Origin of the sequence: Mycolicibacterium aurum (genome assembly GCF_900637195.1) — a bacterium.
In the GTDB taxonomy this organism is placed as follows: Bacteria; Actinomycetota; Actinomycetes; order Mycobacteriales; family Mycobacteriaceae; genus Mycobacterium; species Mycobacterium aurum.
Genome location: NZ_LR134356.1, coordinates 5,475,740 through 5,498,252 on the forward strand (window position 1 = coordinate 5,475,740; position 22,513 = coordinate 5,498,252).

Annotated in this window: 24 protein-coding genes and 1 pseudogene; 8 read left to right on the forward strand and 17 right to left on the reverse strand. The window is 67.6% G+C overall.

Going from position 1 to position 22,513, the window contains the following annotated elements; translation table 11 throughout:
• The first annotated feature begins 119 nt into the window (after positions 1–119).
• Positions 120–1,205: a hypothetical protein gene (locus EL337_RS25930; RefSeq protein ID WP_126316692.1), complete on the forward strand. Its 1,086-nt coding sequence runs from the start codon at positions 120–122 to the stop codon at positions 1,203–1,205.
• A gap of 59 nt (positions 1,206–1,264) precedes the next feature.
• Entirely contained in the window at positions 1,265–2,179 is a 915-nt protein-coding gene (locus EL337_RS25935) for a phosphatase PAP2 family protein (protein ID WP_048633979.1), read from the forward strand.
• A gap of 7 nt (positions 2,180–2,186) precedes the next feature.
• Here EL337_RS25935 and EL337_RS29215 read toward each other — a convergent pair whose 3' ends face one another.
• From EL337_RS29215 to EL337_RS25970, 7 genes and pseudogenes are all read right to left on the reverse strand, one after another.
• Positions 2,187–2,315, reverse strand: a complete 129-nt coding sequence (locus EL337_RS29215) for a hypothetical protein (protein WP_264035247.1) — start codon at positions 2,313–2,315, stop codon at positions 2,187–2,189.
• Between the two features lie 10 nt (positions 2,316–2,325).
• Positions 2,326–3,312 (reverse strand): LLM class F420-dependent oxidoreductase, encoded by a 987-nt coding sequence (locus EL337_RS25940; protein WP_048634031.1) that lies wholly within the window; start codon positions 3,310–3,312, stop codon positions 2,326–2,328.
• 963 nt (positions 3,313–4,275) lie between these two features.
• Positions 4,276–5,229 (reverse strand): annotated as a pseudogene (locus EL337_RS25950) (iron-containing alcohol dehydrogenase); the annotation flags it as partial.
• Positions 5,230–5,327: 98 nt separating this feature from the next.
• Positions 5,328–6,863 carry a VWA domain-containing protein gene (locus EL337_RS25955; protein ID WP_048633980.1) on the reverse strand — a complete coding sequence of 512 codons (1,536 nt, stop codon included), beginning with the start codon at positions 6,861–6,863 and terminating at the stop codon, positions 5,328–5,330.
• Between the two features lie 8 nt (positions 6,864–6,871).
• The gene (locus EL337_RS25960; protein WP_048634033.1) at positions 6,872–8,014 is read right to left on the reverse strand and encodes an AAA family ATPase; all 1,143 of its coding nucleotides are present in this window, start codon (positions 8,012–8,014) and stop codon (positions 6,872–6,874) included.
• A 4-nt stretch (positions 8,015–8,018) separates the two neighbouring features.
• Positions 8,019–9,311 (reverse strand): NDMA-dependent methanol dehydrogenase, encoded by a 1,293-nt coding sequence (gene mdo / locus EL337_RS25965; RefSeq protein WP_048633981.1) that lies wholly within the window; start codon positions 9,309–9,311, stop codon positions 8,019–8,021.
• Between the two features lie 182 nt (positions 9,312–9,493).
• Positions 9,494–10,870, reverse strand: a complete 1,377-nt coding sequence (locus EL337_RS25970) for a cation:dicarboxylate symporter family transporter (protein ID WP_048633982.1) — start codon at positions 10,868–10,870, stop codon at positions 9,494–9,496.
• Between the two features lie 137 nt (positions 10,871–11,007).
• Here EL337_RS25970 and EL337_RS25975 point away from each other — a divergent pair, with 137 nt between their 5' ends.
• Both EL337_RS25975 and EL337_RS25980 read left to right on the forward strand, forming a co-directional pair.
• Positions 11,008–11,577, forward strand: a complete 570-nt coding sequence (locus tag EL337_RS25975) for a TetR/AcrR family transcriptional regulator (protein ID WP_048633983.1) — start codon at positions 11,008–11,010, stop codon at positions 11,575–11,577.
• A 28-nt stretch (positions 11,578–11,605) separates the two neighbouring features.
• Positions 11,606–12,811, forward strand: coding sequence for a cytochrome P450 (locus EL337_RS25980; RefSeq protein WP_048634034.1), 1,206 nt, complete (start codon positions 11,606–11,608; stop codon positions 12,809–12,811).
• Here EL337_RS25980 and egtE read toward each other — a convergent pair.
• The 8 genes from egtE to mrf all read right to left on the reverse strand — a co-directional run bounded on the left by egtE (position 12,801) and on the right by mrf (position 20,445).
• Positions 12,801–13,898 (reverse strand): ergothioneine biosynthesis PLP-dependent enzyme EgtE, encoded by a 1,098-nt coding sequence (gene egtE / locus EL337_RS25985; RefSeq protein ID WP_048633984.1) that lies wholly within the window; start codon positions 13,896–13,898, stop codon positions 12,801–12,803. The genes EL337_RS25980 and egtE overlap by 11 nt on opposite strands.
• Positions 13,898–14,872, reverse strand: coding sequence for an L-histidine N(alpha)-methyltransferase (gene egtD, locus EL337_RS25990; RefSeq protein WP_048633985.1), 975 nt, complete (start codon positions 14,870–14,872; stop codon positions 13,898–13,900). The genes egtE and egtD overlap by 1 nt, the downstream gene beginning before the upstream one ends.
• Positions 14,872–15,564: an ergothioneine biosynthesis protein EgtC gene (egtC, locus tag EL337_RS25995; protein ID WP_048633986.1), complete on the reverse strand. Its 693-nt coding sequence runs from the start codon at positions 15,562–15,564 to the stop codon at positions 14,872–14,874. The genes egtD and egtC overlap by 1 nt, the downstream gene beginning before the upstream one ends.
• Positions 15,557–16,855, reverse strand: coding sequence for an ergothioneine biosynthesis protein EgtB (gene egtB / locus EL337_RS26000; protein ID WP_048633987.1), 1,299 nt, complete (start codon positions 16,853–16,855; stop codon positions 15,557–15,559). Before egtB ends, egtC begins: the two co-directional genes overlap by 8 nt.
• Positions 16,856–16,858: 3 nt before the next feature.
• A complete protein-coding gene (egtA, locus tag EL337_RS26005) occupies positions 16,859–18,127 on the reverse strand; it encodes an ergothioneine biosynthesis glutamate--cysteine ligase EgtA (RefSeq protein ID WP_083443182.1) in 1,269 nt (422 codons plus the stop codon).
• 113 nt (positions 18,128–18,240) lie between these two features.
• Positions 18,241–18,885 (reverse strand): sensor domain-containing protein, encoded by a 645-nt coding sequence (locus EL337_RS26010; RefSeq protein WP_048633988.1) that lies wholly within the window; start codon positions 18,883–18,885, stop codon positions 18,241–18,243.
• A gap of 1 nt (position 18,886) precedes the next feature.
• Positions 18,887–19,324 (reverse strand): organic hydroperoxide resistance protein, encoded by a 438-nt coding sequence (locus EL337_RS26015; protein WP_048633989.1) that lies wholly within the window; start codon positions 19,322–19,324, stop codon positions 18,887–18,889.
• Between the two features lie 8 nt (positions 19,325–19,332).
• Complete coding sequence (mrf, locus tag EL337_RS26020; protein WP_048633990.1) at positions 19,333–20,445, reverse strand: ribosome hibernation factor-recruiting GTPase MRF; 1,113 nt, start codon at positions 20,443–20,445, stop codon at positions 19,333–19,335.
• Between the two features lie 99 nt (positions 20,446–20,544).
• On the opposite strand from mrf, the gene rpmB reads away from it, so the two are divergent.
• The 4 genes from rpmB to rpsR are packed head-to-tail and all read left to right on the forward strand — an operon-like array spanning position 20,545 to position 21,508.
• Positions 20,545–20,781: a 50S ribosomal protein L28 gene (gene rpmB, locus EL337_RS26025; RefSeq protein WP_048633991.1), complete on the forward strand. Its 237-nt coding sequence runs from the start codon at positions 20,545–20,547 to the stop codon at positions 20,779–20,781.
• A complete protein-coding gene (gene rpmG, locus EL337_RS26030; protein ID WP_048633992.1) occupies positions 20,781–20,945 on the forward strand; it encodes a 50S ribosomal protein L33 in 165 nt (54 codons plus the stop codon). Before rpmB ends, rpmG begins: the two co-directional genes overlap by 1 nt.
• 3 nt (positions 20,946–20,948) lie before the next feature.
• Positions 20,949–21,254 (forward strand): 30S ribosomal protein S14, encoded by a 306-nt coding sequence (gene rpsN / locus EL337_RS26035; protein WP_048633993.1) that lies wholly within the window; start codon positions 20,949–20,951, stop codon positions 21,252–21,254.
• Complete coding sequence (rpsR, locus tag EL337_RS26040; protein ID WP_048633994.1) at positions 21,251–21,508, forward strand: 30S ribosomal protein S18; 258 nt, start codon at positions 21,251–21,253, stop codon at positions 21,506–21,508. Before rpsN ends, rpsR begins: the two co-directional genes overlap by 4 nt.
• 78 nt (positions 21,509–21,586) lie before the next feature.
• Here rpsR and EL337_RS26045 read toward each other — a convergent pair whose 3' ends face one another.
• Both EL337_RS26045 and EL337_RS26050 read right to left on the reverse strand, forming a co-directional pair.
• A complete protein-coding gene (locus EL337_RS26045; RefSeq protein WP_048633995.1) occupies positions 21,587–21,760 on the reverse strand; it encodes a CsbD family protein in 174 nt (57 codons plus the stop codon).
• A gap of 88 nt (positions 21,761–21,848) precedes the next feature.
• Positions 21,849–22,256, reverse strand: coding sequence for a CsbD family protein (locus tag EL337_RS26050; RefSeq protein WP_232786862.1), 408 nt, complete (start codon positions 22,254–22,256; stop codon positions 21,849–21,851).
• Between the last annotated feature and the right edge of the window lie 257 nt (positions 22,257–22,513).

Consider the following 22,513-nt stretch of genomic DNA (forward strand, 5'->3'; position numbering starts at 1 on the left):
CCGTCAATATCGCTGTATGCCGGTACATTCCGGCGCGCACCACAAAGAACCCCCATCGCCCGTCCGCTGGTGCGGTACATTCTCAGCAATCACACGGGGCTCGCGACAGGGGGATCATCATGAGGGCTGGCATGCGTCCGTACGTCACTGCAGGTGTTGCCCTGGTGGGGGCCGGCCTGGTGGCGGTGACGCCGATCGCTCCCCTGGCCGCGGACACTCCCGCGGCTCACTCCGCGGTGCAACTCGCCGCGGTCCCCAGCCCGCTGCAGCTCTACCCGCAGGTGGTGCTGCGGTCGATAGCGAACGCCGAAGCCCTGGTGCAGCAGTACCTGGCCGACCCGTTCCCGATCATCGGTAAAACGCTGGAGAATCAGGCCGTGGCTTTCGCCGACGCCGTGGCCGCGTTGCAGTCCGGCAGGGTCGACGATTTCTTCGCCGCGGCCGCCGACATCGTCCTGCAGCCCGGCGCGAGCGCGGGCGCGGCGCTGGTCCATCTGGGCGCGATCCTCAGCCAGCCGTTCGCCCTCGAAGGCTTCTTCATCACCGCGATCAGCCCGGTCCTCAGCGGCCTGGTCGCGACCGGGCAGGCGATCGGCGAGGTGGTCGACGCGCTCACCAGCCTCGACCTCGTCGGTACCGTCAACGCCGTCCTGAACATTCCTGCCCGCATCATTGACGGTGTCCTCAACGGTGTACCAGGAGCCTCGTTCGGAATTTTCGCCGACCTGCCGGGACTTCTGAGCCCGGCGGATCCGGAAAGCGACCTTCCCGCCGGCCCCATCGCCGTCGGCATCAATCTCGACCAGGAGTTGGGTGCGGCCATACCGCCGCGGGAATCGTCGGGAGCGCTCGACGCTGTCCCGGACCCGGACGCGGCCATCTTCACGTTGACGGCGGACTCCGCACCCGTCGCCGATCCGGCTCCCGAAGACGTGACGACGGACATCGTCGGAACCGAATCCTCCGACGCCGAGGACGCGGCGACAGACGCCGGGGCGGCGATCGACGACGCGGAGGTCGACGGCGCGGTCGTCGACGGCGATGAGCCCGGGACGTCCGAGGACGACTCCGAGACCGACGACGGCGCGGAAAGCGACGGGCAGTCAGCCGATTCCGGTGCCGCCACCGATGCCGGCCCCGGCGATGATTCTGCCGGTCACGGAAAAACCAGGGGCGCCGCGGCAGCCGACAAGGACGCTGCGTAGCACTCGCCCGTCGCGGCCCCCGCACGCTACCGGCGATGGCGTGAGAGGATCGTGCACTCGTGCAGCCCCAATCGAACCACCTGGACGAGACGCGCCTGAGACTTGGGCGCGCGCGCCGCAGGTGGACACTCATCCTCGCGGGCGCGTCGCTGTTCTTCGTCGCCGTCTACCTACTCGCGGTGCGCACCCACACGGGCCAGGCTGTGGAGAACGCGGCGCTCAACGGCGCTGAGCAGGTCGACACGCAAGCGTTCGTCGTCGCCCACCGCGCCCTGGACACCATCACGTACTCGTCGTTGGCCGCGGCCACCCTCGCCGTCGGCGGCGTCGGGTTGCTGAGGCGCCAGGTCAATCTCGCCGCCGCGGCGGTCGGTGTCATCCTGGGTAGCCAGGCGCTCACACAGATCATGAAATATGTTGTGCTGCAACGCCCGGAGCTGCTCGACACCGGCGAGTACCTGGAGAACACGCTGCCCAGCGGCCACACCACCGCGGCGATGTCGGTGTTGTTCGCCACCGTGATCGTCATGCCCTACCGGTTCCGCGGGGTCGCCCTGTTCTTCACGCTCACCTGGGCGGTGGGCATCGGTGCCTACACCGTCATCGCCCGCTGGCATCGATTGTCGGACACGCTGGCAGCGGATGCGGTTGCGTTGTTCGTGGCCTGTGCGGCATCGCATTTCCTCGCGCGCACAGACCGCCTTCGCGCCGTGGTCTCGCCCGGTGCCGCCCGCTTCACACTCCGCACCGTCTTCGTCCTGCTGGTCGCTACCGCAGGCGTGGTCAGCCTCGTCCTGGGTCTCACGGCGCTGGTGCCACCGCCGCAGCGCATCAACGCCGACACCGAGTGGCAACTGTTCCTCAGTGCGCAGTGGCTGGCCGCAGCGGGTTCGATCGTCGCGGCGCTGCTGTTCTGGTGGACGTGGCACCGGCTGGAAACCAAACGCCGCAGCGACAGGGTGAACGCCCGGTGACGCCGGATCAGGCCGTCGGCTCCTCGGTGTCCTTGTCGACGTCCGGGGTCTCCCGCTCCGGATCCTTCCCGGCACCGTCCTCCTTGGATGCTGCCGAACCCTGGTCGTCGTCGTAAATGCCTGTACCGCTGGTCATCTGATCTCTCTCACTGCGATGCGGATCGAAGTTTGTCCAGCAGCGGCGCCGCTGCCTCTTTGAAGAAGGCCTCCTGGCTGTCGCCACCGACCTGCACCAGGGCGATGTCGGTGAAGCCTGCCTCCCAGTATTCGGCCACCGCGTCGACGATCGCATCGAGATCCGGTCCGCACGGGATGGACTCGGCCACATCCTCCTTGCGGACGAATTGCGTCGCGCCGCTGAACCCGGCGGTCGTCGGCAGATCCGCATTCACCGACCATCCGCCCGCGAACCAGCGGAACTGATCGTGGGCGCGGTCGACGGCGGCGTCGCGGTCCGGATCCCAGCAGATCGGGATCTGGCCGATAACCCGCACCTCACCCGGCAATCCCGTGCCCCGACGTGCCTCATGCCACGCGTCGACAAGGTCCTTCTTCGGCTCCACGGCGATGAGGTGGTCGGCCAGCGTGGCGAACTGCTCCACGGAGCGGTCTCCGGACACCGCGGCCGCGATCGGCAGCGGAACCTCCGGTACATCCCAGAGTCGGGCGGAGTCCACCTCGAAGTACTCGCCCTTCCAATCGACCATGTCACCGGTCTGCAGTTCACGGATGATCTGAATCGCCTCCGCGAGCATGTCCTGGCGCCGCGCGACCGTCGGCCACCCTTCACCCACCACGTGCTCGTTGAGGTTCTCCCCGCTGCCCAGGCCAAGGGTGAAGCGCCCGTCGGCCAGAATCTGCAGCGTGGCCGCCTTCTGCGCGACGATCGCCGGGTGATACCGGAAGGTGGGGCAGGTGACGTAGGTCATCAGCTCCACGCGATCGGTGGCGTGCGCAACCGCCCCGAGAACCGACCACGCATAGGGTGCGTGCCCCTGGGACGAGAGCCAGGGCGAGTAGTGGTCGCTGGCCACCTCGAAATCGAAGCCCACCTGCTCTGCCGAAACAGCGTTGTGGACAAGCTCTTTGGGGCCGTTCTGTTCAGTCATCAGGGTGTAGCCGAAACGCGTCATGCTTCCGGAATACCCCGGCTCCCCGCGGACAAACGACCACGCCCGCGAACTGCGCGGACCGTGCGGTGCCGGCACGACGTCGCCCGTCCTGCAGCGGCCGACGTTGTCAATTCCGACGGTGATCGACAGGATGGTGAGCATGACCTACAGCGCCGGCGGATACGGTCCGGCGGGGCCGCCACCCCCCGGACCGGTACCTCCTGGGTACCCCCCGCCGGGTTACCCGGGCGGACCACCCGCCGGATACGGCGCGCCGCCGTACTGGCAGCCCCCGGGCTACGGTCCCGGGTACGGCGCACCGGGATATCCACCGCCCTACGGTTCCCCGCCGATTCACAAGCCCGGCGTCGTCCCGCTGCGTCCGCTGACCCTGTCGGACATGTTCAACGGGGCGGTGGCCTACATCCGCGCCAATCCCAAGGCCACACTGGGCCTCACGACGATCGTCGTCGTCGCCACGCAGATCGTTGCGCTGGTGTTGTCGGTGTGGCCTCTGACGTTCACCGGCGAGTTCGCCGACTCGCTCGGCGGCGACGAGGCGTCCGCCGGGATGATCGTCAGCTGGCTGGGCTCGACCCTGGCGGCGGGCATCACCACGGCGCTGTCGTCGACGCTGCTCAGCGGGCTGCTCACCGTGGTGATCGGACGCTCGATCTTCGGTGCCGGGATAGGTATCGGTGAGGCGTGGCGGCGGTTGCGCCCGCGACTGTGGGCGCTGCTCGGCTTCACGGTGCTCAAGACGCTCGGGGTCGTGGTGTGGTTCGGCATCCTGGCACTCATCGTGGTTCTCGCCGTCGCGGTCGCCGACGGGCCGATCGCGGTCCTCGTCGCCGCTCCGCTGGTACTCCTGTGGATCGCGGTGCTCGTGTACGTGGGCGTCATCCTCACGTTCGCCCCGGTGATCCTGGTGCTGGAACGCCGCGACATCCTGACCTCGGTCAAGCGGTCCTTCGGTCTCGTCAAGGGCTCGGGGTCGGCCTCGGCGTTGAATCGGATGACGTGCGGCAGCAGGATCCCGTTGATCACGCCGTGCGGAAGGTCGAGCAGACCACCGACCTGATGGCTCATCGCGTGTGCGGCGCCGAGAATGGCGTTGGTGAACGCCAGCCCCGCTTCCAGCGCGGCCTGGGCCATCAACACCCGCGCCGACATCTCGCCGGGCCGTTCCATCGTGTGGACCAGGTTGTCGGTCACCATCTGCACCGCGCGCAGGGCGTGATGGTCGGTCAGCTGATTGTGGCCGAGCGACACGAACGCCTCGATGCCATGGGTGAGCGCGTCGAGCCCGGTGGCGGCGTTGAGCCACTCCGGCATGGTGGTGAGGAGCCGCGGGTCGATCACGGTGATGTCGGGCACCAGGGCGCGGCCGAGAATCGTGATCTTGGTGTTGCGGGTGGTGTCGGTGACGATGCAGAACTGCGACACGTCGGCACCGGTGCCCGACGTCGACGGCACCACCACCAGCGGCGGGATCGGCATCTGCGCCTTGTCGACGCCCTCGTAGTCGAGGATGTCGCCACCGTTGGCGGCCAGGATCGCCACCCCCTTGGCGGCGTCGATCACCGAGCCACCGCCCACGGCGACGATCACGTCGCAGCCGTGTTCGGCGTACTTTTCGAAGCCGGCCGCGATCTCGTGGTCCTTCGGGTTGGGCGTCAGGTCACTCCAGATCGCACCCTGAACCCCGACGCCAGCGAGGTGCCCGACCATCTCATCGGACCATCCGGCTTCGATCAGTCCGGGATCGGTGACCAGCAGCGGCCGCAGGGCCCCCAGCCGCATCGCCGCGTGCGCCGCCTCGACCATGGAGTCGATGCCGAACACGATTTCGGGGGCGTGGAACTTCAGCAGCCGGGGCGCCGACGCCGCGGATCCACGGTCGTGCTCCGAGGTGAGGGTGGGATACCGCGCTCCCATGCGGTCCAGCGTACGACCGCCTTCCGCCGAAATTGCAGTCCCCGCGGTCTCTGCCCGGGATTCGCCGCGTGGAATTCCATTTCGGGGGGTCATGACAGTTACCGGCCGACCGCTTCTGCCGCGAAATCGTGCGCCGCGGACTCCAGCCCGGACAGATCCCGGACCACCCGCACCCTGTCGCAGAACTCCGCGTACGACGGCAGGTCGCAGCTACCGAGCCCCCACGAGTAGCGCGGCTCCGGCGTCAGCCACACCGTCTCGCGGGCGCGGCGGGTGATCTCCTCGAACGCGGGCAGGTTCGGGCTCCTGGCGTTGTTGCGCCCGTCGCCGAGGATCAGCAGCGTGGTCCTGCGGGTCACCGCCGACGAGTGTTCGGCCAGGAACTCGCCGAACACACTGCCGTAGTCAGAGTTCGCCGCTAGATCAATTTCGGCGGCGAACCGTCCCTCGCCGAAGATCAGCCCGAGCGCCTTCTCGCTCGGGTGGTCGCGGAACAGCTCGGTGGTCTCGGCGATGGCGGCGACGAACGCGAACGATCGCACCTGGGTGAACAGGTCCTGCAGACCGTGCACCAGGTTCAGCGTGAACCGCGACGTGGCCCGCACCGACAGGCTGACGTCGGCGAGCACCACCAGCCGCGGACGATCCTCGGCCCGGCGCACCGTGACGGGCATGAACGGCACCCCGTCGAAGCGCATGTTGCGCCGCATCGTCTGGCCGGAGTCCACCCGCCCGGCGGCGGCGGTCCGGCGCCGGTGCGTGAGTGCGCCGTGCAGCGTGTGCGCCAGCCGGCGTAGCGATTCTTCGAGGTCGGCGCGCTCGTGTTCCCCGATCCGATCGACCCGCGCCTCCCGCTGCTCCCGTGACTCGACGATCGTGTTCTCCAGCGCCAGCAGTGCCTCGAGGTGACGCTTGAGCGCCTGCGGCAGGTTCTCCAACACACCGGCCAACCGCTTGCGCAGCGCCGCCGCATCGGATTCGTCCCCGTCGGAGTTCAGTTCGTCGTCCAGCCAGCCCAGCAGCGCTTCCTGCTCGGCGATGGTGAGCTCGGCGTCGACGGGGGTGCCTGCCGACGTCGCAAGGTCGCCCGCCGTACCCGCGCCGCTGAGGCGATCGGTCGACAGCTGAATCCGGTACGAATCGTCCGCGCCGTTACGGCTGTCCTTCGAGAACGCGATCTCATCGGTCAGCGCGGCGAGGTCGATCTTGTTGGCCTCCTGGTGCAGGTTGTACTGCTGTGCCAGATCCTCCTGCTTGAAGTACTCCCGGATGCTGGACGGCTTGCCGTGCTCGTGGCCCTGTTCCGGTGTCTCGCTGGGCTCTTCGGACAGTGTGAACGAATCCAGTTCGCCGGTGTCGACGAGGTCGTCGTGCGCGTGGGAGTGGGAGTGCTCGGCTCCGTCTCCGGGCCCGACGCGCACCAACGCGAAGAAGGCGTCGAAGATCTCGTCGAATATCGGCTCGTCACGCTGGTCTTTGACCAGGGCGACGCGTAATGCGGTGCGCAGGACAGCCCGGGATGACAACACACCGGGCTGCCCTGCGCACCGCATCGCGTCGAGCGCCTCGGGGATCGAAACGCGCACCCCCGCCAGCCGCAGCAACCGGACGAAGCGGTGCAGTGTCGCTTCCACGGTGTTCCCTACAGCGCCCGGCGCCGGCCGAGCGTCGAAGCCGGTGTCTGCCCGCTCTTCTTCGGGGTTCCGTAGTACCCGTCGGTGAAGCGGCCGGGCTGGTCCTTGGCCGCCCGTACCGCGCGACCGTCGTCACCGTGGTCATGATCACCGTGATCGTGTGGGCCGTGATCGTGGTCGTGGGTGTGCCCGTGACCGTGACCGTGACCGTGCGACGAGTGCGCCCGGTCAGGAAGTTTCGCGTTCGGATCCACCAGCCGGGGCAACGCGTCCAGCGATCTGCGGACGTCCTTGTCGTATTTGACCACCACGGACACCGTGTCCGACAAAATCTTTGCGTTCAATGCGTCGACGCCGAGTACAGCGAGGGTGCGGGCCCAGTCGATGGTCTCCGAGATACTGGGCGCCTTGCGCAGTTCCAGCTCACGAAGGCCGCGTACCACGTCGACGAGCTGGGCGGCCAGCGCGTCGGACAGGCCGGTGTTCTTCGAGCGCACGATCTCCAGCTCCCGTTCGGCCGCCGGGTAGTCCAGGAACATGTGCAGGCAGCGGCGTTTGAGCGCCGCGGCCAGGTCGCGGGTGTTGTTGGACGTGAGAATCACGTATGGCGCATGCTTGGCCGTGAAGGTGCCGATCTCCGGCACCGAGACCTGGTACTCGCCAAGCAGTTCCAGCAGGACGGCTTCCAATGACTCGTCGGCCCGGTCGATCTCGTCGATGAGCAGCACTACGGGAACCTCGGACCGCACGGCCTCCAGCAGCGGCCGCGGCGCGAGGAACCGGTCGGAGAAGAACACGCTCTCCTGCTTACCGATGCGCTCGACCGCTTCGTCAAGACTGCTCGCATCGGCGACGATCTGACCGATCTTCTCGCGCAGGATCTGCGTGTACAGCAGCTGCTTCCCGTAATCCCACTCGTAGAGCGCCTTGGTCTCGTCCTGCCCCTCGTAGCACTGCAGGCGCAGCAGCCTGCGGCCGGTGGCGGCTGCCAGCGCCTTGGCCAACTCGGTCTTCCCGACGCCCGCCGGACCTTCGATCAGCAGCGGCTTGTCCAGTCGGGTCTGCAGGAAAACTGTTGTCGCAAGCCGCTCGTCGGCGATATAGCTTTCACCGGCGAGCGCCTCGCGCACCTCCTCTACTGAAGTGAACATCAGCTCAGGGCAGCAGCTCGTCGAGATCACCGTTCATGCAGTGCTCGACCACAGGACGGACGGTGTCGAACGTGCACTCCTTGGCGTTGCCCGGCGTGCAGGCATCACCGAGCACGTGGTTGGTGATGCGGTCGACATCGGCCTTGTCTCCCTTGATGACCGGCGCGTTCTCGTAGAATTTGGTCGGCCCCTGGCCCAGCCGGTTCTTCGAGTAGCTGTCCTGCTTGACGTCGACGAACTTCTCGATGATGTTCACGTCGCGCAGCAGCCGGATCGCGGCGGCCAGCGCGGCGTCGGCGGCCTGCACGTCGGTCATGCCGTAGGTGTCCACTCCCATGGCCTGGGCGATGTCGGCGAAGCGCTTGTACGCCACCGGCATGTTGAACGCCCACACCCGCGGCAACGCGATGGCGTTGTTCAGCCCGTGGTGGGTGTCGTAGAACGCCGACACGGCGTGCGAGATCGAGTGGATGATGCCGAGACCGCCGGAGTTGAACGCCTGGGCGGCGATGTACTGCGCGTACATCATGCCCTCACGGCCCTTGAGATCTGTTCCGTTCCAGGTGGCTTCGCGCAGGTTCTCGGCGGTCAGCTTGATGGCACGGATGGCGTTACCGAGCGAGGGCTCGAAGTTCAACCGGGACACATAAGGCTCCGAAGCGTGTGCCAGAACGTCGAATCCGCACTGGGCGGTGTAATCGACGGGGCACTCGAAGTACAGCACCGGGTCGTCGACGGCCAGCGTCGCCACCGACGCGTCGTCGAACGCGACGTACTTGTGCGGGTTGTCGGGATCGGTTGTGGTGTCGGTGATGACGTAGGCCCAGGACGTCTCCGAACCCGTGCCCGCGGTGGTCGAAATCGCGATGTGCGGAGGGTTTTTGGGGTTCTCGCTCTTGTTGAAGCCCTCGAAGTCGTTGACGTTGCGGCCGTCGTGGGCAATCGAGATGCGCGCGCCCTTACAGGCGTCATGGGTGGACCCGCCGCCGATGGAGACGAAGCTGTCGCATTCGTTCTCCTGGTAGAGCTTCACCGAGTCCATGACGTTGTAGTCCTTGGGATTGGACTCGACCTTGTCGTAGACGACGACCTCGAGACCGTGCCACTTCAGCGACTCGGCCATGTTGTGCACGATGTCGGTGCCACGCAGCCCCGAGCTCATCAACAACGTCCGCTTGAAGCCCATCTTCAGAGCTTCCGGACCGACCATCTCGTGGGCGCCCGGCCCCATCATCGCGCGGGGAAACGGATGAAACTCCTTGATGGGGAAGGGCTTGAGCAGGTCCTCGACCTTCATGGTGGCGTCCTCTCTGGGTGCTTCCGGCGATGCGGCACGGTGTCGGCCACAAACGTAGGCACGCCGGTGTGACGCAGGGAACAGCCTGGCGTCACTTCCGCATCGTCGGGTAGCGCGATTGCGCACGACCGGACAGGGCGAGACCTACCCGATCGGAGAGGTGGGGCTGATGCAGGGGATGTTCAGGCCTTCGCGGGCTCGCGGTCCGCCTCGTCGGGTCCGGTGGCTGCGTGGTCGTCGACCATCGTGCTCTCGTCGAACGGACGGTCCCCGTCGAGCACCTCGTTCAGTCGCTTGTGTTCCAGCGTCTGGGTCCACGCCCCGATCAACACGGTGGCGACCGCGTTACCGGAGAAGTTCGTCAGTGCGCGCGCCTCCGACATGAACTTGTCGATGCCGACGATCAACCCGATACCGTCGAGCAGCTCAGGACGGTGGCTCTGCAGACCCGCTGCCAGCGTGGCCAATCCGGCGCCGCTGACGCCGGCCGCACCCTTGGAGGCGACCATCATGAACACCAGCAGCGAGAGCTGCTCGGTGATGGACAGCGGATTGCCCATGGCGTCGGCGATGAACAGAGATGCCATCGTCATGTAGATCGCGGTGCCGTCGAGGTTGAACGAGTATCCGGTGGGCACCACGATGCCCACCGTGGCCGGCTGCACGCCGGCGTGCTCCATCTTGGCGATCAGTCGCGGCAATGCCGACTCCGACGACGACGTCGCGACGATCAGCAGGTATTCGCGGCCCAGGTAGCGCGCGAGCTTGAACACCGAGACCTTTGCCACGACGCGGAGCAACGCGCCGAGCACTCCGAAGACGAACACGATGCAGGTGATGTAGAAGGCAAGCATCAACACACCCATTTGGATGACCGCGTCGAATCCGGTATCGCCCACCACCTTTGCGATGGCACCGAAAGCACCGATCGGCGCCAGCCACAGGATGCCTGCCAGAATGCGGAAGACGAGCTTCTGGATCAGTGCGACGCCGCGCAGCAGGGGCTCACCGGTGGTGCCCATCGCCTGGATCGCGAATCCGACCAGCAGCGCCACGAACAGGGTCTGGAGCACGTTGCCCTCGGTCAACGACGACAGCAGCGATGTCGGGATGATGTTCTGGAAGAACTCCACCATCCCGCCCTCGGCCGCGGCCTCGCCGGCCAGCTCGGCCCCCGCGCCCGGATCTCCTCGAAGGTTGAGTCCTGTTCCGGGACTGATCAGGTTGCCGACCACCAGGCCGATGGCCAGGGCGAACGTCGACATCACCAGGAAGTAGCCCAGCGCCAGGCCGCCGACCTTGCCGACGGATGCAGCTTTGCGCACCGAGCCGATACCGATGACGATGGTGCAGAAGATGACCGGGCTGATCATCATCTTGATCAGGTTGACGAACAACGTGCCGAGGACGCCGAGGGCCGATCCGGTCTCCGGTGCGACCAGGCCCACCACGATGCCGGCCACGACCGCGACGATCACCAGGATGTAGAGCCAGTGGGTGCGGTCGCGCTTGTCCTTCTTCGGCTCGGCGTCCTGTGGCTCGGCCTCGGCTGCCGTCATGGTCGTCCCCCTCCGGTCAAAGTGAGTGCGGAGTAGCCGTTCGTGCGCCCGGTCACACACAGGCCTTGACCCGGCATGGTCGCGGTGGTTTGATCCGAACAACGTTCGAATCCGAACAGCGTTCGAAAGGGCTGCGGATGGCGAGAACCCGCAGGGCAGGTTCGGTACTGCCGTACGGGTCGCTCGACCGCGAGCATCTGATCAAGCACCTGCTCGAACTGGCGCGCCGGGTCGGCGTGGACAACGTCACGATGCGCGGGCTGGCTGCGGAGGCGGGCACCTCGGCGTCCTCGGTCTACTACCACGTCAAGGACAAGGCGGCCCTGCTCGACCTGCTGACCGAGTCGGTGCTCGACGGCATCGCGATCCCGTCCGACGGGGGCTGGGAACAGCGCATCGCGGAGCTCTACACCAACGCCTGGCAGGTGATGGTGCAGATGCCGGGAATCGCGGCGCTGCTGCAGCAGCGACCGCTGACCGGTGCGGCCCATGCCATGGACCGCACCGCCAAGGACATCCTCACCGAATCAGGGTGGTCGGCCGACGATGTCGCCGCCGCTCACGTGGTGCTCTACATCCATCTGCTCGGCTCGGTGCAGCTCCAGCACCACCTGAACCTCAGCGGCGCCGACCGGGACGCCGAGCTGCTGTTCCAGGGCGGGCTGCGGGTGATCCTCACCGGCCTGCGCCACAGCCGGCCCACCTGACCGAAGGAGAACCACCGTGGCCCATCCACTGCATTCGCCGAACTTTTACGCGGGCGACCCGTATCCGGCGTATCGGGAGCTGCGGGCCACAGATCCGGTGACCTGGAACGCCGAGCACGAATTCTGGGCGCTGCTCAAATACGAGGACATCAGGTACGTATCGACCAATCCCGCCGTCTTCTCGTCGGCCAAGGGCATCACCGTCCCCGACCCCGCCATCAGCAACCCGGTGATGGACGGCAGCCTGATCTTCTCCGATCCGCCCCGGCACCGCCAGTTGCGCAAGCTGATCAACGCCGGCTTCACACGCAGGCAGGTCTCCATCCTGGAACCGAAGCTGCGGGCCTTCGCCCGCAGCGCGCTCGACGCGATCGACCCGGCGTCGGGTACCGAGTTCGCCGAACAGATCGCTGCGCCCCTGCCGACGCGGATGATCGCCGAACTACTCGGCGCGCCCGACACCGACTGGGAGCAGTTCCGCACATGGTCGGACGCCACGGTCGGCATGGACGACCCCGACGTCGAGCTGGACACGTTCACCGCGATGGGCGAGCTGTTCCAGTATTTTCAGGAACTGATTGCGTTGCGCCGCAACGGCAGCATGACCGACGCCGACGACCTGCTCTCGATCCTCGTCGCCGCGGAGGTGGACGGCCTGCGACTCGACGACCAGGATCTGCTGCAGTTCTGCCTGCTACTTCTGGTGGCGGGCAACGAGACGACGCGCAACCTGATCGCACTGGGCACACTGGCCCTCATCGAACGGCCGGATCAGTTCCAGCTGTTGCGCGACCGACCGGAGCTGATGCCGTCGGCGGTCGAAGAACTGCTGCGCTTCACCACGCCGGTCGCCAACATGACGCGGTGCGCCACGCGCGACGTCGAGATACGGGGCCGCACGATCCGGGAGGGCCAGTACGTGACGATGCTGTACGGCTCGGCCAACCGCGACGAGGACGTCTTCGGGCCGACGTCGGAGGAACTCGACATCACGCGTAATCCCAACCCCCACCTGACGTTCGGCTGTGGTGAGCATTCCTGCCTCGGCGCTCAACTGGCCCGTCTGGAAGCTCGGGTGTTGTTCGAGGAGTTGCTCGCGCGATTCGACGGCATCGAGCTCGACGGCGAGATCACCCGCATGAAGGCGACCATGGTCCCCGGGGTCAAACAGATGCCGGTCCGGTTGGTGGCAGCGGCTCAGCCGCGGAAGTCCGCGAGGACGGTCAGCGCGTAACCGCGGCGAGCGCGGCGGCCACCGCGGCCAGGTCCTCGTCGGTGACGTCGACGTGTGGCGACACCCGAAGTGCCGGTTGGTGCATCTCGCGCGGCGCACGCTCCACCCCGAGGTACGTCGTGAGGATCGAGTGCTCGGCGAGGAGCCGGGACCGCACCTGCATGGGGTCGACGCCGTCGGGTGGGCGCAGTGTGGTGGTGGCGCTGGGCTCGTCGGCATGCTCGCGCACCCGCCAGCCCGCGACGTGGTCCAGCGCAGCGCGGGTGGCGGCGCCCACCTCGCGCAGCCGAGCCTGGATCGCAGCCGGCCCGAAGGCCACATGCTCGCCGAGAGCGACCGAAAACCCCACGTGCAGGCCGACATTGGTTTCGGCGTGGGCCAGCTGCTGCCGTGGGTAGTCGGGCAGCAGCCCTGGCCGTGTCGCAAGTACGCCGACGCCGCGCGGGCCTGCCGTCCACTTGCGCGATGATGTGTACACCGCGTCGGCGGCACCGAGATCAGCGAGATCGAGGTGTCCGAAGCCCTGCGCGGCGTCGATGATCACCGGAATGCCGTGCGCCCGGCAGGCCGAGATGACGGCGTGCGCGGGTTGCACGATCCCGCTGTGACTCCCCAGCACGGTGAAGTGTACGAGCGCCGGAAGATGGGACGTCAGCGCGGAGCCGAGCGCACCCAGGTCCAGGCGGCCGAACTCGTCGGCAGGAAGCTCGCGGATCTCGAATCCGTGGTGCGCCATGATCTTCAGGTTCGGACCGAACTCTCCTGGCAGACAGGCGAGCGTCCGCTCCCCCGGCCAGCTGCTCAACAGGATGTCGAGGCCGTGGTTGGAGCCGGTGGTGAAGTAGACCTCGGCGTCGACCATTCCTGTCAGTGCCCGCACTGCGGCCCGTCCCGCGTCCAGCGCGGGCGCGGCAGCCTCGGCGGCGACGTAGCCGCCGACCTCCGCCTCGTGGGTGGCGTGCCGCGACGCCGCGTCGATCACGGCGAAGCTCTGCCGTGAACACGCGGCGCTGTCGGCGTGGATCCCCGCCACAGGTGGCCGGGCCGACCGCCACTGTCCGGCAAGTGTTTCCACGTCGCCCGGCATCACCGCACCGACAGCGACAGGCCGAAGTCGCCCGCCTCGTCGGTCCACCAGTGGGTGCGCCGCAGGCCGACGGCCGCGAGCTCCTCGTCGACACCGGACCGGCGGAACTTGGACGACACCTCGGTCATCATCTCCTCGCCCTCGGCGAACTCGACCTCCAGGTCCAGGGCGGCGATGTGGACCCGTTGCGCGCGCGTCGATCTGAGCCACATTTCGATGCGCTCCTCGTCCGCGTTCCAGCGCGCCACATGGTCGAACGCGTCCAGGTCGAAGTCCGCTGCCAGTTCCCGGTTCACGACGGCGAGCACGTTGCGGTTGAACCGCGCCGTCACCCCGGCGGCGTCGTCGTACGCGCGAACCAGGCGGTCGGTGTCCTTGACCAGGTCGGTACCCAGCAGCAGGGTGTCACCGGGCTGCATGGACTCCGACACAGAGGCCAGGAACTGCGCACGGGGGCCCGGCGTCAGGTTGCCGATCGTCGAGCCGAGGAACGCCACCAGCCGTCGTCCCACAGTGGGGATCTTGCCGAGGTGCTCCTCGAAATCTCCGCACACCGCCGTGATCTCCACGCCGGGATACTCCTTCTCGATGGCCGCACCGGCCGCCAGCAGCACGGTGGAGTCCACGTCGAACGGGATGAAGCGGCGCAGCGAGCCCTGGTCCCGCAGAGCATCGAGCAGCATCCGCGTCTTCTCCGACGTCCCACTGCCCAGTTCCACCAGGGTGTCGGCCCCCGACGCCGCCGCGATCTCGGCCGCGCGCGCCTTGAGGATCTGCGCCTCCGCGCGTGTCGGATAGTACTCGGGCAGCCGGGTGATCTGGTCGAACAGCTCACTGCCCACGGAGTCGTAGAACCATTTGGGCGGAAGCGTTTTCGGTGTCTGCGCCAACCCGTGCCGCACATCCCGGCGCAGCGCCTCTTCGGCTGCGTCCTCAGCCAGGTAGTTGGTCAGGGCCAACGACGTCGAAGCCATCACGATCCTCTCAAGGGTGTCAGGTGCACACGCAGGTCTTCGGTGACCTCGACCAGGTGTCGATCCGGGATCTCTTCCCAGGCGGGGTCATCGTCGTAGGGCTCGCTGGCCAGCACGACACCGTCGTCGCGCGTCAGTGCCGACAGAGTGTCGCCCCAGGTGGTGGCGACGAGTCGGGATCCGTTGCCCGCCAGGATGTTCAGTCGCGCGTTCGGATCGTCGGCGGCGACGCCGGTGATGGTGTCGGCCAATGCGTCCATGTCGCGGTCGAAGATCAGCGCCGCGAGCAGGGCGCTGTCGTTGGTCGATTCGGCGTGCCGGGCCGCGGGCAGGACAGCGCGGTCCACCACCCCGTTGTGGGAGAGCAGCCAGTGCCCGTCGGTGAACGGCGCCGAAGCTGAAGCCTCGATGGGCATGCCGACGCTCGCCGAGCGCACCGCCGCCACCACGCACCCGCTGACCAGTGCGGGAGCCACGGATGCGAACGACGCATCACCCCACAGCGGTGCGGCGCTGCGCCACCGGCGGGTCACCCCAGAGTCGAAAAAGCCGACGCCCCAACCGTCTGCGTTCATCAGCCCGTGCTTCTGCAGTCGGGGCGAGTACGACTGGACCAGCAACCCCGAGGGCGGATCGAGCACGAGCGAAGCCACCGACACGGGAGCCCCGAGCCACGCCAGATGCCTACACATCCCACGCCAGCCGAACGCCCGAGAAGATCTGCCTGCGGATGGGGTGGTCCCAGTTGCGGAAGCTCGGCCGCAGGATTCCCGGCGCCACCGCCCACGAACCGCCGCGCAACACCCGATACTCACCGGTCGCGACACCGTCGAAGAACGGCTCCGAATACTGCTTGTAGACCATCGGGGTGAAACCCGGCCACGGCCGCAGGGGCGAACTGGTCCACTCCCACACATCGCCGAGCATCTGTTCCGCCCCGTACGCCGATGCACCCGCCGGGTACGCCCCGACCGGCGCGGGGCGTAAGGCCGCACCACCGAGGTTGGCCTTCGTATCGGTGAGTTCGCTTGCACCCCAGGGGTATCGACGCCGGGATCGGGTGTCCGGGTCCCAGGAGCAGGCCTTCTCCCATTCCGCTTCGGTGGGCAGCCGAGCACCTGCCCACGCCGCGTAGGCCTCGGCTTCGTAGTAGGTGACATGCTGCACGGGCTCGTCACCGGGGATGTCCTCGATGTGGCCGAATCGCGTCCGGGTACCCGCCAGCGCACCGCCATTCCAGAACAGAGGAGCCGTCAGGCCGGCCTGCTGCCGGTGCTCCCAGCCCACATCCGACCACCAGAGCGGCCGGTCGTAGCCACCGTCGTCGATGAATTGTCGCCACTCGGAGTTGGTGACCGGCACCCGCCCGATGCGAAACGCGGGCACGTCGACCACATGGGCGGGCCGCTCGTTGTCCAGCGAGTACGGCTCCGCCGCGGCGTCGACACCGAGGACGAACGCACCGCCGGGAACCAGCACCGACGTCCCGGCCAGCTGGGGCCGGCCATGCGGCAGTGGCGACCCGCGATCGAGCAGCGGTGCACCGGAGCGCAGATTCAGCGCCTGCAGCATCGTCTCGTCGTGCTGGTTCTCGTGGCTGATGACCAGGCCGAAAGTGAACGCGTCAGGATGTCCGTCGGGCAGCGCGTCGAGCGCGTCGAGCACCTTGCCGCGCACCGTGGCGCAATAGTTGCGCGCGTCCGACGGCGGAAGCAGCGGCAGGTCCACCCGGCTGGCGCGGGAGTGGACGAACGCGTCGTAGAGCTGGTCGACCTGCGGGGTGAGCATGCCGGGCCGCGCCGGGTCACCGCCGCGGAGCAGCCACAGCTCCTCCTGCTGGCCGATGTGGGCCAGATCCCAGATCAACGGGCTCATCAGCGGGTCGTACTGGCGCCGCACCTCTGCGTCGTCGAAGTCCACCAGTGCAAGGGTGCGGTTCCTCGCCCTGGTCAATTCACCGGCGAGCGTCTCCCGATCAGTCACACTTCATCCTTGCGCCAGTTGGGTCACCGCGTTCGCGATCCCATACTTCTCTGCCCGGTCGGCGAAGTCGTCAGCCGGGCTCCGTCCTTGTTCGACCGAACGCGTGAGCACCGTCATCGATTCCTCGAGCGCGGCGGGCGCACGTTCGGCAGCGGCCTGCACACAGCGGACGGCGGCGGCGTGCAGCCTGCGGTCCTTGAGACCGACCTGGGCTGCACGGTCCCATGCGGTGGCCACCGACTCGGTGGCCTCGGCCGCGATGTCCGCGGCGGCGGCATCGTCCAGGAGGGTGGCCAGTGTGAACACCACGGCGGGCCACACCGCGTCGGGAACGCTGTCGAGATAGCGCACCTCAAGGAATCCCCGCGGCCGTACCGGGGGGAACAGCGTGGTCAGGTGGTACTCCAGATCCGTGACCGTGGGTTTGCGATCGCCGAGCAGCACGCGGCCGTCGGCCCAGTCTGCGAACGGAACCCACTCGGTGACCGCCATGGGGGTGGGGGTGTGAGCGAGCATGACCGGAGCCCGTAATGCGTAACGGGCCCAGTCGCTGGCGGGGTCGTCGCCATCGGCGCCGAGGATCGGCCCGCAGCGTGCCGAGTCCAGTTGGCTCCAGATCAGCTGCCGGGTGGACTGCCAGCCGGTGAATTCGCGGCCGAGTGCCGGCGAGTTGGCGGCGATGGCGACCATCGTCGGCCCGAGTGCATGCGCCAGCCTCACCCGGTCCGCCCAGCCGGCCCGCGGGCCGGCCTCCAGGTTGACCTGCACCGACGCTGTGGACGTCATCATCGCCGCGCCGGCGTCGGCGGTGCCGCTGGCCCGGAAGAACTGCTCCATCGCCCCGTACCGCGGACCGGGATTGACCCGGGCCTGCGGCCTCAGCGGGTCGGCGCCCAGAGACACCAGCCCGAACCCGGCCTGGGCGAACGCGGCACGCAGTACGGCCCGATCCGACGCCATGGCGGCGATGGCCGCTCCCGGGTCCGGGAAGGGCGGTCCTGAGAGTTCCACCGCGCCGCCCGGCTCGATGGTGACCGGGCTACCGCCCGGCAGCGGCGGGATGCCGGCAATGGCCTCGGTCAGTTCGTCCCAATCGGGTCGCCGGAGCGGATCGGCGACGTCGAAGCAGTGGGCCTCGATCTCCAGCCCCACGGACCCGACGGGCCCGTCTCGCAGGCAGCCGTCGACGATGTGTTGCGCGGCGGCCTCCGCGCCGGGCAGTGGCTCGAGACGTTCCTCGACGGCACTACCCGACGCCGTGGTGCGGGCCATGGCCACCACCTCCGGGTCTGAAACTGACGCTGACTCTGTACCCATCTTCCAGAGGAGACCGACAAAGTCCCGGGTTTATTTCAGTGACTTGTCGATGACGAGTACCCGACTTGCTATTGGCCCAGGGTGTTCTGCATCGCGCCGGCCAACACATTGACCGCGGGCCCGCCGTTACCCGACTGACAGACCTTGGCCTGGAGCAGCACATTCTCCCGCAGCCGGGTGGTCACGAAGCAGCGCCGGTCGGTGCCGGCCTCCTGCTTGACCCAGTTCGCGTCCGTCGCGGTGGTCGGCCCGCCGGTGAACGTCCAGACCTGGGTGGTGAAGTTGTCCAAGTGCATGGCCGTGGTCTGGCCGTTGCAGCCGGTGGTCCGGTCCACGACGCGATAAAAGGCCCTGTTGGCGGCATCGGAGGTGGCGAACACCCCGACCGTCTGCTTGACGAAGTGGGTCATGTCCGTCGGCGATTCCTGCGTGACCGCACCGCTGAACGCCGCGAGGTCGGGATCGTTGTAGACCTCGGGCAGGCCGATGCCGGCCCAGTTGTTGCACGCGGGGTTGTCGACATAGAACGCCTGAAACGGGTCGGTGAACGTCGTCTCGAATCCCATCCGGGCGCCCACGATGTTGCCGACGGAGCCCTTGTTCAACACCGCGTAATTGACCACGCCGGGATCGGACGGTCGTGCGTGGGCCGGCGCAGCCAGGGCCAGCGACAGCACCGCGCAGGCGATGACCCCGGCGGCAATGCGCGCCATGTCAGATCTTCGCCGCGAGCGTGACGTCGATGTTGCCGCGGGTGGCCTTCGAGTACGGGCAGAACGCGTGCGCCTTCTCCATCAGGTCGTCGGCGACGTCCTGTTCCAGGCCGGGCAGGTAGCCGATCAACCTGGCCGCCAGGCCGAATCCGCCCCCCTCGTCCTCCGGGGCCTTTCCGATGCCGATCTCGGCGGTGATGCCGCTGGCATCGTCGAGGGCGACCTTCTCGTTCTTGGCCACGAGTCGCAGCGCGCCGAGGAAGCATGCGGACCAGCCGGCCGAGAACAGCAGTTCGGGGTTGACCCCGTCACCGCTGCCGCCCATCTCCTTGGGCGGGCGGGTGTCGAGGTCGATCCTGCCATCGGTGGACTTCACATGACCGTCGCGGCCACCTCCGGTGGCGGTCGACTCTGCGGTGTAGACGACGTCGATGCTCATTCACCCGATCATGCCAGCCGGGCCTCGTCGGTATGCCAATCGCCGAAGGGGTCCTGGTAGCGGCGCCAATCCTGCGGGCGCTCCATTTCGTCGTCGGTGAGCAGCGCCCCCTGCAGCGCCTGGACGATCTCGGCAGGGTCCGCTCCGCACACCAGAACGGTCATCGACGTGTGCCGATCGCCGTGCCTATCGTCCCAGATCAGGTCGGCCATCGCCCGCCGCTCGGGGCCTACGTAGGCGATCTCGCGGGAGGTCATGGCCGCCAACCACTTTCCTGCTTGCGAGACTCGCAGTCCGCCACCGGCCGACTCCAGCCACATCGCCCGCTCGGGCTCACTTGCCAGCCACAGCCGACCCCGGGTGCGCACGACCCCGTCGAGCAACAGGTCGACGGCCGCATGGAGCCGGCGCGGATGGAACGGGCGGCGCGACTCGAACTCGACGAGCCGGACCCGGCCGGACTCCTCCAGCGGCGGCTGTCCGGCCAGCAGCGATCCATGTGGATCGTCGCTACGCCCGCGGCGGGCGCCGGGATCCAGGTTCGCGAGGCAGAGTTCGAGCCGCTCCGCGGTGACGGTGACCCGCGCCGTGGGCGCCAGCCGCCGGATGACGGCGAGCGTGTCCGGGTGCGGTGCGGTCAGGACGACGACGTCGGCGAATTCGACCTGCCCGACGTGCACCTGCGCAACGGTGCGCCCGTCGTCGAGTGCGTCCTCCCCGACCGACTGGGACAGCCAGTCCGTGGCGTCGACTGCGGTGATGACCGCCGCGAGCGACACATCGCGCGCGGTGGGTGAGTGCCTGATGGCGAAGCAGACCGGCTCGGGTTCCATCCACGGCCCCAGCAGAACGGCGATCCGGGCGATGTCGGCTCGCCGGTGCAGGGACCTCAGGTGCTCGAGCAGGTCGTTGCGCACGGTGCAGGACACACAGCAGTTCGCCAGCTCCAGCACCGAGTCCGCGGTGACCTCGACGCCCCGCTGGACGGTCGTGGTCCTGCGGTGCACGACGTGGCCGTCGAAACGGTGCTCCACCAGCGCCGTGCCCTCGCCTGCGAGAAGCACACCGGTGACGCTGTCGGTGTCGGCCTGGCCGCTGACCACGACGACTGGAGTACGCATCAACCCTCCTCTAATGGGAATGATTTTCAATAACTGGGCGTTCACGCTACAGTCCTGTCGGCAGCTTGTCGAAAACGATTTCCACTAAGAGGAGAGTCTGTGTCCGCCCACTGTCAGGTCACGGGACGCGCACCGAGTTTCGGTAATGCGGTGTCGCATTCGCATCGGCGCACCCGTCGTCGCTGGGATCCCAACATCCAGCGCAAGACGTACCTCCTGCCGTCCGAGGGGCGTCGGGTCACGCTGCGCGTCAGCGCCAAGGGCATCAAGATCATCGACCGCGACGGCATCGAGTCCGTGGTGGCTCGACTCCGCCGGGAAGGGCAGAAAGTGTAATGGCACGCAACGAGATTCGACCGCTGGTCAAACTCCGGTCCACCGCGGGTACCGGCTACACCTACATCACCCGCAAGAACCGTCGCAACGACCCCGACCGCCTCACGCTGCGCAAGTTCGACCCCGTGGTGCGCAAGCACGTCGACTTCCGCGAGGAGCGCTGACCGATGGCGAAGAAGTCCAAGATCGCCAAGAACGAACAGCGCCGCGAGGTCGTGGCGCGCTATGCCGAACGCCGGGCAGAGCTGAAGCAGCTCATCAGGTCGCCGTCGACGTCGCCGTCGGAAAGGGCTGCGGCACAATCAGAGCTCAATCGGCAGCCGCGCGACGCGAGCCCGGTGCGGGTACGCAACCGCGACTCGACCGACGGACGCCCGCGCGGGCACCTGCGGAAGTTCGGGCTGTCCCGGGTGCGGGTGCGTGAGCTCGCCCACCAGGGTCAATTGCCCGGCGTCCGGAAGAGCAGCTGGTGAGCGTGCGGCGGCGTGAATCCGCTACGGTGAAGAAGCGGCGAAACCTTTTGAAGCAACTGGGAATCGACCGTGTCGATTATAAGGACACGTCGACCTTGCGGCAGTTCATCTCCGAGCGCGGCAAGATCCGGTCCCGCACCGTGACCGGCGTGACGGTGCAGCAGCAGCGCCAGGTCGCCCTGGCGATCAAGACCGCGCGCGAGATGGCGCTGCTGCCGTATCCGGGTCAGAATCCCGGCCAGACCCCGCGCTAGACGAGATCGGCCGAAGTGTCACTGTTGACGAACAACGGTCCGCGCCACCAGGCGCGGACCGTTGACAGGACGGGTTGATCAGTTGGTGAACTTGTCTTTGATGTTCTCTCCGACCTTCTTGGCGCCGGAGACGCCCTGATCCTTCTTGCCTTCGGCCTTCAGGTCGTCATTGCCGGTGATGTTGCCGATGACCTCCTTGGCCTGACCGATGGCATCCTCGGCGGCGTTCTTGGCCTTGTCAGCGATTCCCATGATGTGATCCCTTTCCTTCGTGATCGTCGGCCTCGGGTCCGAGCCGACAGTTCCTGTGACAGAGACGAACTGGCCTCCGTCGAGACGGTCAGGACGACAGCGCCCGACCGATGCCCTTGACCGTGCCGCGTGCCACCGGGTGCTTTCTGGCGGTGCGCTTGGCCGCGCGCCGGGTCAGCAGCACGACGACCAGGGCGACGCCGGCGGCGGCGAGAGCGACCGTCACGCGCTTGTCGTCGAGATGAAGATCGCCTGCCGTGTCGGCAGCCTTGTGCCCCAGCTCAGATGCCCTGTCGGCGACCTCGGCGACTTTGTCCTCGGCCGACTCTGCGAGGTCTTCAGCCCTGTCGGAGACGTCCGAGGCGGCCTGCTTGACCTTGGCCTTGACTTCCTCGATCTGTCCCTCGGCCTGCAGATCCTCGTTCCCGGTCAAGTCGCCCACCGATTGTTTTGCGCGTCCGGCGAGTTCGCCGGCACCGTTGGAGATGTCGCTCACGATCAACGCTCCTTTTCCCACGCCTCCGGACCGTGCCGCCGGAGTCTTGTGAAGTACTCACCTGATAGACGTGGCCGACAGCGGGAACCGCATGCGCCGAAGCAGTGATGTGCGCCACGCGGCTGCCGCGTGTCGGTGCGGAGAAGCCAGACACGGCGGTGCCCCCGCAGATGGGGGGATCGGCGGGGGCACCTGTCACGTGGCGGAGACGTTCGCGTCCAACTGCGTCACGTCGCGTCGCGTCACCCAGCGTACGT